Source organism: Formosimonas limnophila (assembly GCF_014652675.1).
Taxonomy (GTDB): domain Bacteria; phylum Pseudomonadota; class Gammaproteobacteria; order Burkholderiales; family Burkholderiaceae; genus Hydromonas; species Hydromonas limnophila.
Genome location: NZ_BMZG01000006.1, coordinates 1 through 14,559, shown reverse-complemented (window position 1 = coordinate 14,559; position 14,559 = coordinate 1). Strand labels below are relative to the sequence as shown.

Below are 14,559 nucleotides of genomic sequence, written 5' to 3'. Positions count from 1 at the left end.
AAAGCGAATTGCTTTAAAATAGCACCATTATATGAGGATGTCTGATGGGTAGGTGTCTTGGTTGCCTTTCGCTCACTCAAAAATCATGATAGAAAATAGCGCAAGATTCGGAGTGCGCTCACCAAGCCTTTTCCTTACAATCATCTCCCAACCAACACGTTCAAGCAGCCCTTCATGACCCCAAACGCCCTTTTACGCTTCATTCTTCTCGCCGCTATTTGGGGTGCATCTTTCTTATTTATGCGAATTTTGGCACCCGAAGTCGGTGCGCTGTGGACTGCCGAATCGCGCTTGGCCATCGGTGCTGTCGCCTTATTGATTTATTTGCAGATTCGTCGCATCCCCCTAAATCTTGAACACTGGCGTCACTATGCCGTCGCTGGCTTTCTAAATTGCGCGTTGCCTTTTTCGATGTTTGCCGTGGCAGGTAAACTACTGCCTGCGGGTTATTCGGCGGTCTTAAATGCCGCCGTACCGCTGTGGACCACACTATTCGCTGCGTGGTTTTTGGGCGATAAAATCACACCCATGCGTATGGCCGCGCTCGCGCTCGGTGTCTTGGGTGTCGCACTGGTCGCACAACCAGCGGCTGATGTGAACGCAGGCTGGATGTTTATTGGAGGTGTTGCCGCTTGCTTGGTTGCCACGGCGTGCTATGCGCTGACAGGCATTTATCTGAAAAAATACGGCAAAGGCCTGCGACCTCAAGCCACTGCTACCATGTCTCAAACCTTAGGGGCGTTACTGATTTTGCCGCTTGCTTTAATGAGCGGCGTGCCCACCAGCATCAGCGCACAGGCTGCGGTGAGCGGCTTACTGCTTGGTTTGCTGTGCTCTGGTGTGGCATTTTTATTGTATTATCGGCTGCTGGATGAGATTGGCGTGGTGATGACGAGCGGCGTAACCTTTTTGATCCCGTTATTTGGTATATTTTGGGGCGCGGTTTTGCTGCATGAACGACTGGGTTGGCATGTCTTTGCAGGTTGCGCCCTCATCATCGGCGGCGCACTGCTGCTCTATCGAAGCAATCAATTGACAACCCAAAAGGCAAAAACATGACTCTCCCTACCAAACGACTGATCATTGCTATCACAGGAGCGACTGGCGCGGTGCTTGGTATTCGCCTGCTGGATGTATTGCGCGAAATTGGCGGCGTAGAAACCCACCTCATCATCTCTGAAGCAGGCTGGTTGACCATCGAGCACGAACTCAAATTTTCCAAAGATGACATCAGAGCTCGCGCAGACATGGTGCATGCCAATAAAAACATCGGCGCATCCATCGCCAGTGGCTCGTTCTCGTGCGACGGCATGATTGTCGCTCCCTGCTCGATGAAAACCCTCGCTGCCATCGCCCACGGCTACTCGGATAACCTTATCAGTCGTGCGGCGGATGTGACGCTCAAAGAGAGACGTCGCTTAACTTTGCTTGTGCGTGAAACCCCTCTGTCTCTCATTCACCTGCGCAACATGACCGCCGTGACTGAAGCGGGTGGCGTCATTTTCCCCCCTGTGCCTGCCTTTTATCAGCAACCGCACACCATTGATGACATTGTCAATCACACGGTCGGTCGCGTGCTTGACGGTCACGGCATTGATGCCAAACTTGCACCTCGCTGGACGTCCATCAACGATTATTAAAAAGGGCAATCCCAATTGATTGTCCAACCTTTTTATTCAAAAAAACCACCATCGCACCACATGGATAAATACACGCACGCATTGCCCGAAATCATCAAACACTTGCCCGCTCCTGAACCTCTGGATGGGTATTTGGACGCACTGTACCTGCTCGGCCAAAAGCGACAAATCCCCAATATCAGTCCCGCCAATGTCGTATTTTTACAAAACCTACTGCGAGAACGGCAACCAAAAAACATCCTCGAAGTCGGTTGCGCTAACGGCTATTCAGCGTTGCGCTTTTGGCAAGTGGCTCAAGCATGGCAAGCAAAAGTCACGACGATGGATATTTCCAAACCATCGGTTGAAGAGGCGCAGCATCATTTCACGGTTCTCAACGCGCCGATTGATTTGCATTTTGGCAATGCGTTGGAGGTTTTTCCGTTGCTGCCGCACGCCTCATTTGACTTTGTTTTTATTGATGCGCATAAAAGCGGCACATTGGATTTCTTTGTACGCGCCCGCAAGCTGGCGACTGACGATGCATTAATCGTGATTGACGATGTTGTGAAATTCAAGGACAAAATGCAACGGTTTTATGATTATTTAGAAGTCAATGCCATTGGTTATTGCATCGAACAAGTCGACGACGACGATGGGGTGATGTTAATCCAGCTGTGACCAACCCTAATGGTTAGTGAGTATCGCACATTATTTGGCTGCAGAAAAAGCCTGTTTGAATTTTTTGAGTAACGGTTTATTCAGGTATTTTGCGTGAGGAGACCAGTGTTTGACCTCAATCGCCCCAAAATTTTTATACAGGTATTCAAACTGCTGACGCTGCAGCGTTATCTTGCCCTGCATTTACCAAAGTCCGTGCGGATAAAAGGGCCACATCCTGCACACGATAAGCATCTTTCTGTTTGCGCACATCGCGCAAAAGTGCAATGGCTTTTTCGGCCTGGCCGCCTTCAATTTTTGCTTTCGTAGCTTCAATACGTAAATCCAAGTCATTGACAGATGCTCGCTCCAGACAAGCATCGAATGTTCGAATCGCTTGCGCTGTTTTACCCGCAGAGAGCAATGCACTGGCCACACGCATTTGATTACCAACAGATGATTGGGCAAATACACAGTGAAAAAGTACACAAGGCTGCTCAAAAAGGGAAACACAAACAAAATCCACAACCAATACATCTCACGTCCTTGGCGCATGGCATGAATCGTGAAAAACACTGCGATAATCACGTGAATGCCGATACCAAAAATCGAATTATGCAGTTGGGTATTATTTAAATACGACGGTTTTTTTATCGTTGAGCAGCACTCGATGCTCTGCATGCCATTTGACCGCGCGCGCCAATGTGACGCACTCGACATCTCGACCAATCGCAGTGAGTTCATCAGGTGTCATACTGTGATCCACTCGGGCAATGTCTTGCTCGATAATCGGGCCTTCATCCAAATCGGCAGTGACAAAATGTGCCGTTGCGCCAATGAGTTTGACGCCTTTGTTGAAGGCTTGATGATATGGTTTAGCACCTTTAAAGCTGGGTAAAAACGAGTGGTGAATATTGATGGCGCGGCCACTGAGTTTTTGGCACAAATCATTAGACAAAATCTGCATGTAACGTGCCAACACCACTACATCAATCTTCTGTTGCTCAACCACCTCAATGATACGAGCCTCTTGCGCGGCTTTTTGCTCATCGGATGCACCGAGTAGCGGCAAATGATGAAACGGGATGTTATACGAGGCCGCCAATTGGTAAAAATCGGGGTGATTCGAAACAATTGTCGCAATCTCAACGGGCAAATTACCTGATTGGTGGCGAAACAACAAGTCGTTCAAACAATGACCAATTTTCGAGACCATAATCAGCACACGAGGTTTGACTCGGCCATCAAACATTTGCCAATCCATGTTGAATTTTTGCGCAATAGGCTCAAACTCTGCTTTGAGCTTGTCCAAACCCACATCAGGACGTCGCTCCTCGAAGTGAACACGCATAAAAAAACGATCGGAGTCTTGGTCGTCGAATTGCGCCGAGTCGATGATGTTGCCGCCGCGCTCAAACAAAAAGCCAGAAACGGTATGCACAATGCCCATTTGGTCAGGGCAAGATAATGTCAGAATAAAATTCGGGTTTGTCATATTGATTCGCTGTTAATGATACTGTGTGCCACAAAATCCATTAAAATATGGCTCAAAAGGGCGTTATTATCGCCGAAAAAACACTTTAACGGTTAATTCCACAGGCTTATCATGACCACAGAACAGCACAACGACACACAGAACCACGATGCCACCACACATTTCGGCTTCAATACTGTCAAAGAAACCGAAAAACAAGCCAAAGTGGCTGAGGTGTTTCACTCTGTCGCCCAAAAATACGACATCATGAACGACGTGATGAGCGCGGGTTTGCACCGTGCGTGGAAGTTTTTTACCATTCACCGTGTCGCACCAAGACCGGGGATGAAAATACTCGACATCGCCAGTGGCACAGGCGATTTGGCCGCCGCATTTGCCAAACGCGTTGGCGAGTCTGGTGAGGTGTGGATGACCGACATCAACGAATCCATGTTGCGCGTGGGTCGCGACCGTATGCTCAACAAAGGCTTGGTCATGCCAGTCGCATTGGCCAATGCTGAACAACTGCCGTTTGCCGACAACTATTTTGACGTAGTCACTGTCGCATTTGGTCTGCGCAACATGACCCACAAAGACGTCGCACTCAAAGAAATGCTGCGCGTATTGCGTCCTGGTGGCCGCGTGTTTGTACTGGAGTTTTCCAAAGTCGCCGCGCCGCTTCAAAAAGCCTATGATTTTTACTCATTCAACATTTTGCCAAAAATGGGACAACTCATCGCGAACGACTCTGCCAGTTACCAGTATTTGGCCGAATCGATTCGCATGCACCCTGACCAAGACACCCTCAAACAAATGATGACCGATGCAGGCTTCGGCTTTGTGAAATACCACAACATGAGCGCGGGCGTGGTTGCTTTGCATGAAGGTGTCAAAATTTAACATGCTAAACCAACTCCTATCCGCGCTCAATCCTGCACAATGGCAGGCCTCATTAGACATACAGCTGGCTCGCGCGGTGGCATTTGCCGTCAAAAAAATGGCGGCGAGCGAAGCATGGGTGAGCAGTAGCGCGCAGCCGAATGAAGACAAAGTCATTGCTGTATCTTTTCCTCTCCTCGGTCAAACACACCAACTTTGCTGGCGAGTGGATGCTCATGAGATTCTCGAAGCATTGGATGCCGATTTATTTTTCGAGCACGCTAATGTCACGCTGACGGTTCAGCCAACGCTGTATGCGAACCTGACCCTACCGCTCAATATTCCCCAACTCATGCGTCATGTGCATATTTCGGGCGACGCTCAATTGGCCGAATGGGTGAACACTCTGGCACAGCGTCTGCGCCCTGAAGTGTGGGAGGAATTGGCCAAGCTCATCGGCGATGTGCCCTCTCATTACATCGAGCGCGGCATCAAAACCATCACCCAACACATCAAGCAAGCCACCAGTAGCCTAACCGAGCAGGCTCAATATGCTCTGCTGGATGAAACGCCTGTCATGATTCGTCATGCCACGCTGGATCACTTCGCCAGTGAGGCGCTCAACCTTCGCTATGGTGTAGAGCGTTTGGAGCAGCGCATTGCCCATTTGCAGCAACAAGTGAGTCGCTCATGAGCTGGACCGTGCTCAAACGTTTCATCACCATTGGCCGTGTCTTGCGCACACATCGTGTGCTGCATTTGCTTTTTTCACTGTGGCCATCGCAGGCTTGGTATGCCCGCCTGATGCGACGTATTGCACCACGTGCCACCACGGTTCACCATGCGCAGGATGCGGCACAGCTGCGCCAAGCCCTCGAATCACTTGGCCCGATTTTTATCAAACTCGGTCAAGTCCTCTCGACGCGCCCTGATTTACTGCCGACCGAATACATCAGCGAGCTGTCTCACCTGCAAGCCAATATCACCCCACTGGACAGTTCAATCATTCGCGCAGAAATTGAGCAACAGCTCGGCCAATCGATTGATGCAATGTTTGAACACTTTGACAACGTGCCCGAGGCAACGGCCTCACTCGCCCAAGTGCATCGTGCCGTGGTCAAATCTGGCTCATGGGCAGGGCGTGATGTGGCTGTGAAGGTGTTGCGGCCTGGTATTGATGCACTCATCAAAACAGACATTCGATGCTTGTACACGTTGGCCAAAGTCCTTGCAAAGTATCATCGTGACGGACAACGCTTGCGTCCCGTGGATGTGGTGAGTGAAATCGAACAGCATCTGACCCAAGAGCTTGACTTGCAGTGTGAAGCGGCCAATACCAGTGTCTTGCGCCACAATTTCAAAGACACAGACATTCTGGCTTTACCAGAGGTGTGTTGGGATTTATCGGCGCGGCGCGTGATGACGCTGCAGTGGATGCACGGCGTGCCGATTTCTCATGTCGATGCGTTACGCGCCCAAGGCTTCGATTTAAAAAAACTCGCTCATGATGGCGTGGAGATATTTTTCACCCAAGTGTTTCGAGACGGCTTTTTTCACGCCGACATGCACCCTGGGAATATTTTTATTGGTAACGCACAATCAGGTGTGGCCAACGGTCACTACATTGGACTCGATTGCGGCATCGTTGGCAGTTTGTCGGACAATGATCGTTATTATTTGGCCATTAATTTCTTGGCTTTTTTTCGCCGTGACTATCGCACGATTGCCGAGGCACACGTCCGCGCTGGTTGGGTGCCTGCTGACACCTCGATTGAGGCATTAACCACCGCCATTCGCACATCCATCGAACCAAGCTACGGCCTGACATTATCAGAAGTTTCACTCGGCGAAGTGTTGGTCAGGTTGTTTGACATTGCGCGTCAGTTCAACGTGGCCGTACAACCACAGCTCGTGTTGTTGCAAAAAACGCTGCTCAACATTGAAGGTTTGGGACGCATTCTTTACCCACAGCTTGACTTGTGGGAAACCGCTTATCCTTTTCTCGAAAAGTGGATGAAAACCACACTCGGCCCATGCGGTATTCTGAACCAACTCAAAAAAGAATGGCTTTACATCGTTAAACTCCTACCCAGTGCACCGCGCCAGCTGCTGACGCAGCTGCACGAAGCTCCTCAGTTGGCGCAGGTCGAACAGCGACTCCAAACCTCAAGTGCGCAGCAACAGCAATTGCAGCGGCAGCTTCGGCAGATGCGCTGGCTGCTCAGTCTCCTAATCGTGGTAGGTAGCACAGGGGCTTATTGGTTGTTCCTTCGTCGCTGATTAAGGCATTCAGGCGCAACCAAGAATACCACCACGCAGGTGACACGTACGAGCGGCTCTATTACAAACGCATGGGACAAGTCGTGCAAGGGGTGTTGCGTCTGTGACAAAATAAACGCCTCTCATCAACCAATCACGGACTTAACCCTGTTTTATAGGGTATTTGTGATGCTTGTTTTGACCTATTGACTAAAGAAGACGCGAATCACCGCGTCTTTTTTATATTCTAATCAGTCCCATTAAGGCCGTTGCATCCTCAGCATGCCCACCACTTTTGGCCAAAGCAAATTCAACGCCAAACCACCCATAATCAGCGTTGCTGCGATGAGCTTCCACACAGGTAAAAGCTCGCCCAAGTAAACAAAAGCCGCACCCATACCAAACACGGGCACGAGCAAAGACAGCGGCGCAATGGTTGCAGTGGGATAGCGCGCGAGTAACCAGCCCCAGATAGCATAGCCGAACAATGAGTTCGCGACAGACTGCCAAAGCACCGCACCCCATGTCCCGAGCGTCATATGGGCAATGGCGGTGCTAATGAGGGGTACGCCTTCAAACAATAATGACAAAACCACCAGCGGCGGCACGGCGTAAGCTGCTGACCAAACGACATAAGCGAGCATATTGAGATTTTGCGTGGTTTGGGCGGAGTGACGATTGACGATATTACCTGCCGCCCAAGACAAGGCGGCAATAAGCATCATGAATAAACCAAGCGGCGTGGTGTCGCCATCGGTATGCGCCATGATGACAAAAATGCCAGAAACAGCGAGCAGCAACGCCACAATTTGGAAAAATTTTAGTCGCTCGCAAGAGAAAAACATAGCCAAACCGATGGTAAAAAACACCTGTGTTTGCACTACGAGTGAAGCAAGACCTGCAGCGATAAAACCATTAATGGACAAATACACAAAGCCAAATTGCCCAACACCGATGAGGATGCCGTAAGCAGCGAGCTGCTGCCATGGAACGTTCGGTCTTTTCAAAAAAAATGCCGCAGGCAAAAACACAAGTGCAAAACGCAAAGCCGCAAACAAAAAAGGCGGCAATGTCGCCAACGCCTCTTTAATGACAACAAAATTCGTTCCCCAAATTGCAACGACGATGAGAGCGAGCAGTGCATGGTTGAGGCTGATGTGCGATCTCATCACAAGCCTTTAGTGCAGCGCACAGTGACCAACTCACCACCGAGCCCCCAATTGTCAGTATCGACTTCATCAATCACAACGACCGTGGTGGCAGGATTTTTACCAAGGATATTTTTTAGTAAATCGGTGACGCCTTTAATGAGCTCGGCCTTTTGCTCTGGCGTTGCGCCTTCACGAGTGATTTTGATATTGACGTAGGGCATGATGGCTTTCCTGCTTCTAAAGATGGCATGCAGACGCATGCAAAAACTGGAGAAACCGAATCGACGAGTCACTTATTGCTTGACCATGACTCGATTACTGCGGTAAAGGAGATAAGCGGCGCCAATAATCAGACCACAACCAACGAACACAGGCCAACCAAGCCGCTCATGTAAGAGCATTGCCCCCCAAAATATACCAAACAGAGGTACCAAAAACGTCACACCACTGGCCAATAAAATCCCTTCATCCTCCAGTAAGCGATAATACAACAAGAAAGCAATGCCAGAACAAAAAACACCCAGTAAAACGCCGCTCACCGCAGCCTCAACACTGATAACACTCGGCAAACCACTCAATAGCGCCAACGGCAAAAGCATCAAAGCCCCAAATGCTTGAGACATAGTGGCGATGGCTTGAGGCTTTAACCCAGAGGTGTATTTTTTGAGGTAAATCCCAGACAGTGCATAGCAAGCAGAAGCCAGCAAGCAAGCGCCCACACCCACCATAAACAACCAACCCATCTGCACATCAGTCGTGGGTTGTGCCACAAACGCCACGCCCACGACACCGAGCAATAAAGCGATTGCGCGCGTTTTTGTAATGCTTTCGTTGAACGCCCAGACAGCAAAGATGATCGCCCACAGCGGCACGGAGGAGTTCAGCACAGCAGAATAACCAGCAGGCAACAACTTTCCCGCCAAACCGAACATAGAAAACGGCACAGCACAGTTAAGGAAACCGACCACCGCATAATGTCGCCAATGCTCAAGATTCAACGAGATATTTCTCGTTTGCAAATACAGGACAAGAACCAGCGCACCAATCGCTAATCGCGACTCCGCCGTCCAAAGTGCCCCCACTTCAGGCGCCAAAATCCGCATAAACAAAAATGAAGCACCCCAAATAGCACCCAACAACACAAATCGACAAATAGACGAAAAAGACATACATGGCTTTCTAAGAAATTAACCGAAAAGACAATCAAACACCACCAAACTGATTCGCAACATCATCATCCACTTTTAACCTTTGAAAAAAAAAGGATTTTGCCGATGGACATGGCTGTATTTTAGGCAGAAGTGCTTTTCTCGGCAAACGATATATTTTCACCTTGTTTGTTAGCTTTTTTCACATAAAGCAATTTAGCCACCAGACCGCATCCGAAACATGACACGCATGAGATCAAAATGACGGTGGTGTGCCCAAGCTGCTTATTTGGAATTGCAAAACCTTAATTTTTGGGATGATTTATGCTAAAACTCCCTCCATTGTCTGCTCTTCGTGCCTTTGAAGCCGTATCGCGTTTGGGAAGCGTGACGGCTGCAGCGCAAGAACTACATGTGACCCACAGTGCAGTGAGCCATCAGTTAAAACTACTCGAAGCCTATTTAAACATCGCTCTGATTGACCGAAGTGCGCGGCGAGTGAGCTTAACGCCAGAGGGACGTGTTTACGCTTATCAAGTTCGGCTCGCGTTACAGCAAGTGTCCAGCGCTACCAGTCGAATCAATATGCGCTCGCAATCGGAGCATTTAACCATCGCATTGCTGCCATCATTTGGGATGCACTGGCTGGTGCCGCGTCTGCCCGACTTTTATGCGCAGCACCCAAACTGGCGGATTGAACTCATCGCCAGCTTAGAGGTGGTTGACTTTGAAAGCAGCCCAGTAGATTGTGCGATTCGATTTGGCTCGGTGGAAACACAAAACACGCACAGCGAATGGTTCATGTCTGAGCGACAAATATTGGTTGCCGCACCAAGCGATAGGCGGTTCTCCCCCACACAAACACCCGAGCAGGCCATTGCTGTCGGGCACACCATTGCGACCAATGAATCGTGGTCAAACTGGTTCCTCGCCGCAGGATTAGATGCTACACCACCGCCTCCGTCACTGGTGGTCAACGACTCCAATCTCGCCTTAGAAGCTGCCAAAAATGGGCTCGGCGCTGCATTGACTCGTCTATCTATCGCTGAATCATGGCTCAAACAAGGACTCGTACAGAGAATAACCCCCATTGTCGCTTCTTATGAGTCGGCATACTATTTGCTGTGGCCCAATCGCAGTCATAAAGTCGAAAAACTTTTGGTGTTCGCCCAATGGCTAAAAGAGCAATGTCATATATTTGAGCGTTCTATGGCAACATTGTCCTTGGCGCCAGATACGGCCAAGCCATTTGGTTTTTTAAAGACAGATGAATTGTCATTGCCGCTAAAACACCCGATTTTTTAACGAACAAACAAGCCGCATTAAACCATTGTCTCAAAACGCTGACAAACAAGCCCAACACCGCACAACTTCGTTGTTTTTTCACTCAACTGGTGGTTATAATGCGGGTTCTGTCCACCGTTTGACTACCGAGCTGCTCATGAACTTACTCGCAAAACTTTTGCCCGCCCATAACATTGACTTGGGCGTTGAAGCCACCAGCAAAAAACGTGTGTTTGAGCACGCGGCTACCTTGTTTGAAAATCAACAAGGCATTGAGCGAGGCAAGGTTTTTGACAGCTTGCTCGCGCGTGAGCGACTCGGCTCAACCGGCCTTGGGCAAGGCGTGGCCATCCCTCACGGCCGCATCAAAGGGCTCAAAGAAGCCACCGCCGCCATCCTTAGCCTCCAGCAACCCGTGGCATTCGATGCTCCAGATACACAACCTGTGTCGTTTCTGGTGTTTTTGCTCGTGCCAGAGCAAGCCACACAGCAGCATTTAGAGATTTTGTCAGAACTGGCCGAATTGCTCTCTGATAAAAACTTGCGCGACACACTAAAAAGCGCCCAAAGTGCTGGCGAGGTATTGCAGCTGGTGCAAACTTGGCAGCCCGCCCGCCGCGCCCATTAAACATCCACCAAACGGCTCATGAGTGAGTCGTTTTTTCTTTGGAGGCTTCACCATGCAATCCATCTCCACGCTATATAACGACGTTGCCGAGCGACTCGAACTCACATGGTGCGCGGGCAAAGACGGCGCATTCCGCATCCTCGCCAAATCACGCGTTGCGTCAGCTGACTTGGTCGGTCACTTAAACCTGATTCACTCCGCACGCATTCAAATCATCGGTAAGGCTGAACTGGTTTACTTTGACTGGCTCACGCCCGAGCGGCGATTCGAATACCTCAATGACTTTCTCGTCTACGGTGAGCCACCCGCCATCATCGTCGGTGATTCACTCACTCCGCCTGATTTTATGGTGTCATGGTGTAATGAGCACGCCATCCCACTGTTCGCCAGTCCAGAAAGCTCGGCAGATTTGATTGACTACTTGCGCGTGTATTTCAACCGCCAATTTGCCGAACAAACCACGCGCCACGGGGTGCTCATGGATGTGCTCGGTGTCGGCGTATTGATATTCGGTGAATCAGGACTGGGCAAATCCGAACTGGCATTGGAGCTCATCAGTCGTGGTCACGGCCTTGTTGCCGATGATGCGGTTGAGTTGCTGCGCACGGCGCCTGATTACATCGAAGGCCGCTGCCCACCGCTGCTGCAAAATTTACTTGAAGTGCGCGGTATCGGTTTACTCGACATAAAGATGATTTTCGGTGAAACCGCCGTGCGTCGAAAAATCAAGCTGCGGCTCATTGTCCAACTCGTGCGACGTGCTGAACTCGAAAATCATTACGAACGACTGCCTTCACAAGCCCTCACTGAAGAGGTTCTCGGTGTCGACATCCGCAAAGTCGTTCTGCCCGTCGCAGCAGGCCGCAACTTGGCCGTATTGCTCGAAGCGGCTGTGCGCAACACCGTACTGCAACTGCGCGGTATCGACACCCTCAAAGATTTCATGGAACGGCAACGCCAAGCAATGGAAGAGCAAAGTCAACAAAGCCTCCCGCTTGATCACACCAACAACCAGCAAGGAAACATCTGATGCACATCGTCCTCGTTACAGGTCTGTCAGGCTCAGGTAAAAGCGTCGCCCTCAATCAACTGGAAGACGCAGGCTACTACTGCGTTGATAACCTGCCTGCCAACTTGTTGCCCAACCTCATCTCCACCCTGTCTGTACAGTCACACAGCCGCGTCGCCGTCAGCATTGACGCGCGCTCTTCTGCCGACTTTACCAAACTACCAGACCAAGTCGCCGCATTTGAGCAACAAGGCCTCTCCGTTCACACCTTATTTCTCACCGCGAACGACACCGCCCTGATTCAGCGATTCTCCGAAACCCGCCGCCGCCATCCACTCTCACGCGCAGGCGGCGAACACGACGTATCATTACAAGACGCCATCACCTCAGAACGCGAACGCCTCCTCCCATTACTCCAAATCTCTGCCGTTATCGACACCAGTACACTTAAAGCACGTCAATTACAGCAATGGATTAAAGAGCTACTGGATTTACGAAAAACAGGTTTGACCGTTTTATTTGAATCATTTGGTTTCAAACACGGCATCCCCATGGACGCTGATTTTGTTTTTGATGTACGCTGCTTACCCAACCCGTACTACGATGTCAGCCTACGACCACAAACTGGCCTCGATGCGCCTGTTCAACAATTCCTCCAAAACCAACCCGATACCGATCGCATGATTGAAGACATCGAGCATTTCCTCACGCGCTGGCTGTCTCGCTTTGAGGACGACAACCGCAGCTACCTCACCATCGGCATCGGCTGCACAGGCGGTCAACATCGCTCGGTTTACATTGCCCACACCCTCGCCAAACGGTTTATCGAAAAAGGTTTAAGGGATAAAGCGCAAGTATTGGTCAGGCATCGAACACTGACACCCACGTAAAAAAAGCGGATATAACTGTCCGCTGGTCATTTAGTTAGTGCTATCTTTGTGCCAAAAATTTGGTGATTACTTTAACCAACCAATATAATATGCCTTTTCTGAATCAGAACGAATCCCCCCCCAGCCCACACCGAAGCCGCTATAATAGCGGCTTCGTTTTATCTTTCGGACACACATCATGACACTCAAATGCGGCATCGTTGGCCTACCCAACGTCGGTAAATCGACCCTGTTTAACGCCTTGACCAAGGCCGGTATTGCGGCGGAGAATTACCCGTTTTGCACCATTGAGCCGAATGTCGGGGTGGTTGAAGTGCCTGATCCGCGTTTGGCTGACCTTGCCGCTATTGTCAAACCTGAGCGGATTTTACCCGCCACGGTTGAGTTCGTCGATATCGCAGGTTTGGTGGCGGGTGCGTCAACGGGTGAGGGTTTGGGAAATAAGTTTCTTGCCAATATCCGCGAAACCGACGCGATTGCTCACGTTGTACGCTGCTTTGATGATGACAATGTGATTCATGTGGCGGGTAAAATCGATCCGATTTCCGACATCGAAGTCATCAACACGGAGTTAGCGCTTGCCGACTTGTCAACGGCTGAAAAAGCATTGCAACGTCACCAGAAAACCGCTCGTTCAGGTGACAAAGACGCCGCCAAGCTCATCACCGTTCTCGAAAAAATCATCCCAGTTCTCAATGAGGCGAAAGCCATTCGCAGCGTCGGTCTGGATGAAGAGGAACTCGCTTTACTCAAGCCTTACTGCTTTATCACGGCTAAGCCGACCATGTATGTTGCGAATGTTTTAGAAACAGGTTTCGAGAACAATCCACATTTAGACACCGTGTGTGCCTACGCTGATAAAGAAGGTTCTCCCGTCGTCGCGGTGTGCGCCGCCATCGAAGCCGAAATCGGCAGTCTCGACGATGATGAAAAAGAAATGTTCTTGGCCGACATGGGCATGAGCGAGCCGGGGCTGAACCGTGTGATTCGTTCAGGTTACACGCTGCTTGGTTTGCAAACCTACTTTACTGCAGGTGTGAAAGAGGTTCGAGCTTGGACCATTCACATTGGTGACCTCGCCCCGCAAGCTGCAGGTGTTATCCATGGGGATTTCGAGCGTGGCTTTATTCGTGCGCAAACCATCGCTTTTGATGACTTTATCGCTTACAAGGGCGAGAACGGTGCAAAAGAAGCTGGCAAAATGCGCGCTGAGGGCAAAGAGTATGTGGTTAAGGACGGTGACGTATTGAACTTTTTATTCAATGTCTGAAAATGTTCGCATGTTTTGTATGTACTAAACCAGCTCAGGCTGGTTTTTTTCGGCCAATTAATGTGCAAAGACCACAACATAGGCATTACATGATGAAATCGGTGTCAATAAGCAACGTCCACTCAACGTCTACAAGGGCATTGTCAAATTAACTTTCGAAGTTGAAACCTCTAATGGCCAATCGACCTTGCATGCAGCAGACGGGTTTTGGGTTAGGTTTCGCCAAAACTCAAAACTTCGAGCACGCAAGATTCGATGTGTTTTAGATTAGGTTTTGAGTGTATCAAA

16 protein-coding genes are annotated in these 14,559 nt (G+C 49.9%); 11 read left to right on the top strand and 5 right to left on the bottom strand.

Annotated features, from left to right (window positions below):
• Positions 1–174: 174 nt before the first annotated feature.
• The 3 genes from IE082_RS06335 to IE082_RS06325 are packed head-to-tail and all read left to right on the top strand — an operon-like array spanning position 175 to position 2,300.
• Positions 175–1,059, top strand: a complete 885-nt coding sequence (locus tag IE082_RS06335) for a DMT family transporter (RefSeq protein WP_189493080.1) — start codon at positions 175–177, stop codon at positions 1,057–1,059.
• The gene (locus tag IE082_RS06330) at positions 1,056–1,640 is read left to right on the top strand and encodes a UbiX family flavin prenyltransferase (RefSeq protein WP_189493079.1); all 585 of its coding nucleotides are present in this window, start codon (positions 1,056–1,058) and stop codon (positions 1,638–1,640) included. Before IE082_RS06335 ends, IE082_RS06330 begins: the two co-directional genes overlap by 4 nt.
• Positions 1,641–1,700: 60 nt before the next feature.
• Positions 1,701–2,300 (top strand): O-methyltransferase, encoded by a 600-nt coding sequence (locus tag IE082_RS06325; RefSeq protein ID WP_189493078.1) that lies wholly within the window; start codon positions 1,701–1,703, stop codon positions 2,298–2,300.
• A 145-nt stretch (positions 2,301–2,445) separates the two neighbouring features.
• On the opposite strand, the gene IE082_RS06320 is transcribed toward IE082_RS06325, so the two are convergent.
• Complete coding sequence (locus IE082_RS06320) at positions 2,446–2,721, bottom strand: tetratricopeptide repeat protein (RefSeq protein ID WP_189493077.1); 276 nt, start codon at positions 2,719–2,721, stop codon at positions 2,446–2,448.
• 186 nt (positions 2,722–2,907) lie between these two features.
• The gene (gene purU / locus IE082_RS06315; RefSeq protein WP_189493076.1) at positions 2,908–3,774 is read right to left on the bottom strand and encodes a formyltetrahydrofolate deformylase; all 867 of its coding nucleotides are present in this window, start codon (positions 3,772–3,774) and stop codon (positions 2,908–2,910) included.
• Between the two features lie 111 nt (positions 3,775–3,885).
• On the opposite strand from purU, the gene ubiE reads away from it, so the two are divergent.
• The 3 genes from ubiE to ubiB are packed head-to-tail and all read left to right on the top strand — an operon-like array spanning position 3,886 to position 6,912.
• On the top strand, positions 3,886–4,653 hold the full coding sequence (ubiE, locus tag IE082_RS06310) for a bifunctional demethylmenaquinone methyltransferase/2-methoxy-6-polyprenyl-1,4-benzoquinol methylase UbiE (protein ID WP_189493075.1): 768 nt from the start codon (positions 3,886–3,888) through the stop codon (positions 4,651–4,653).
• Position 4,654: 1 nt separating this feature from the next.
• The gene (locus tag IE082_RS06305) at positions 4,655–5,326 is read left to right on the top strand and encodes a ubiquinone biosynthesis accessory factor UbiJ (RefSeq protein WP_189493074.1); all 672 of its coding nucleotides are present in this window, start codon (positions 4,655–4,657) and stop codon (positions 5,324–5,326) included.
• The gene (ubiB, locus tag IE082_RS06300; protein ID WP_189493073.1) at positions 5,323–6,912 is read left to right on the top strand and encodes a 2-polyprenylphenol 6-hydroxylase; all 1,590 of its coding nucleotides are present in this window, start codon (positions 5,323–5,325) and stop codon (positions 6,910–6,912) included. Before IE082_RS06305 ends, ubiB begins: the two co-directional genes overlap by 4 nt.
• A 239-nt stretch (positions 6,913–7,151) precedes the next feature.
• Here the strand turns inward: ubiB and IE082_RS06295 are convergent, their stop codons facing one another.
• From IE082_RS06295 to IE082_RS06285, 3 genes are all read right to left on the bottom strand, one after another.
• Positions 7,152–8,060 carry an EamA family transporter gene (locus IE082_RS06295; RefSeq protein WP_189493072.1) on the bottom strand — a complete coding sequence of 303 codons (909 nt, stop codon included), beginning with the start codon at positions 8,058–8,060 and terminating at the stop codon, positions 7,152–7,154.
• Positions 8,060–8,263 carry a 2-hydroxymuconate tautomerase family protein gene (locus tag IE082_RS06290; RefSeq protein WP_189493071.1) on the bottom strand — a complete coding sequence of 68 codons (204 nt, stop codon included), beginning with the start codon at positions 8,261–8,263 and terminating at the stop codon, positions 8,060–8,062. Before IE082_RS06290 ends, IE082_RS06295 begins: the two co-directional genes overlap by 1 nt.
• 72 nt (positions 8,264–8,335) lie before the next feature.
• Positions 8,336–9,211: a DMT family transporter gene (locus tag IE082_RS06285; protein WP_189493070.1), complete on the bottom strand. Its 876-nt coding sequence runs from the start codon at positions 9,209–9,211 to the stop codon at positions 8,336–8,338.
• 303 nt (positions 9,212–9,514) lie between these two features.
• Between IE082_RS06285 and IE082_RS06280 the strand changes: the two genes are divergently transcribed.
• The 5 genes from IE082_RS06280 to ychF all read left to right on the top strand — a co-directional run bounded on the left by IE082_RS06280 (position 9,515) and on the right by ychF (position 14,271).
• Entirely contained in the window at positions 9,515–10,495 is a 981-nt protein-coding gene (locus tag IE082_RS06280; RefSeq protein WP_189493069.1) for a LysR substrate-binding domain-containing protein, read from the top strand.
• Positions 10,496–10,631: 136 nt separating this feature from the next.
• A complete protein-coding gene (gene ptsN, locus IE082_RS06275) occupies positions 10,632–11,102 on the top strand; it encodes a PTS IIA-like nitrogen regulatory protein PtsN (protein ID WP_189493068.1) in 471 nt (156 codons plus the stop codon).
• A gap of 52 nt (positions 11,103–11,154) precedes the next feature.
• Positions 11,155–12,132, top strand: coding sequence for an HPr(Ser) kinase/phosphatase (gene hprK / locus IE082_RS06270; protein ID WP_189493067.1), 978 nt, complete (start codon positions 11,155–11,157; stop codon positions 12,130–12,132).
• A complete protein-coding gene (rapZ, locus tag IE082_RS06265; RefSeq protein ID WP_189493066.1) occupies positions 12,132–13,001 on the top strand; it encodes an RNase adapter RapZ in 870 nt (289 codons plus the stop codon). The genes hprK and rapZ overlap by 1 nt, the downstream gene beginning before the upstream one ends.
• Positions 13,002–13,179: 178 nt before the next feature.
• On the top strand, positions 13,180–14,271 hold the full coding sequence (gene ychF, locus IE082_RS06260) for a redox-regulated ATPase YchF (protein ID WP_189493065.1): 1,092 nt from the start codon (positions 13,180–13,182) through the stop codon (positions 14,269–14,271).
• Positions 14,272–14,559: the final 288 nt, after the last annotated feature.

Coding starts and splice junctions, on each gene's coding strand:
- IE082_RS06335 (WP_189493080.1), top strand. CDS start 175: ATGACCCCAAACGCCCTTTTACGCTTCATTCTTCTCGCCGCTATTTGG.
- IE082_RS06330 (WP_189493079.1), top strand. CDS start 1,056: ATGACTCTCCCTACCAAACGACTGATCATTGCTATCACAGGAGCGACT.
- IE082_RS06325 (WP_189493078.1), top strand. CDS start 1,701: ATGGATAAATACACGCACGCATTGCCCGAAATCATCAAACACTTGCCC.
- IE082_RS06320 (WP_189493077.1), bottom strand. CDS start 2,721: ATGCGTGTGGCCAGTGCATTGCTCTCTGCGGGTAAAACAGCGCAAGCG.
- purU (WP_189493076.1), bottom strand. CDS start 3,774: ATGACAAACCCGAATTTTATTCTGACATTATCTTGCCCTGACCAAATG.
- ubiE (WP_189493075.1), top strand. CDS start 3,886: ATGACCACAGAACAGCACAACGACACACAGAACCACGATGCCACCACA.
- IE082_RS06305 (WP_189493074.1), top strand. CDS start 4,655: ATGCTAAACCAACTCCTATCCGCGCTCAATCCTGCACAATGGCAGGCC.
- ubiB (WP_189493073.1), top strand. CDS start 5,323: ATGAGCTGGACCGTGCTCAAACGTTTCATCACCATTGGCCGTGTCTTG.
- IE082_RS06295 (WP_189493072.1), bottom strand. CDS start 8,060: ATGAGATCGCACATCAGCCTCAACCATGCACTGCTCGCTCTCATCGTC.
- IE082_RS06290 (WP_189493071.1), bottom strand. CDS start 8,263: ATGCCCTACGTCAATATCAAAATCACTCGTGAAGGCGCAACGCCAGAG.
- IE082_RS06285 (WP_189493070.1), bottom strand. CDS start 9,211: ATGTCTTTTTCGTCTATTTGTCGATTTGTGTTGTTGGGTGCTATTTGG.
- IE082_RS06280 (WP_189493069.1), top strand. CDS start 9,515: ATGCTAAAACTCCCTCCATTGTCTGCTCTTCGTGCCTTTGAAGCCGTA.
- ptsN (WP_189493068.1), top strand. CDS start 10,632: ATGAACTTACTCGCAAAACTTTTGCCCGCCCATAACATTGACTTGGGC.
- hprK (WP_189493067.1), top strand. CDS start 11,155: ATGCAATCCATCTCCACGCTATATAACGACGTTGCCGAGCGACTCGAA.
- rapZ (WP_189493066.1), top strand. CDS start 12,132: ATGCACATCGTCCTCGTTACAGGTCTGTCAGGCTCAGGTAAAAGCGTC.
- ychF (WP_189493065.1), top strand. CDS start 13,180: ATGACACTCAAATGCGGCATCGTTGGCCTACCCAACGTCGGTAAATCG.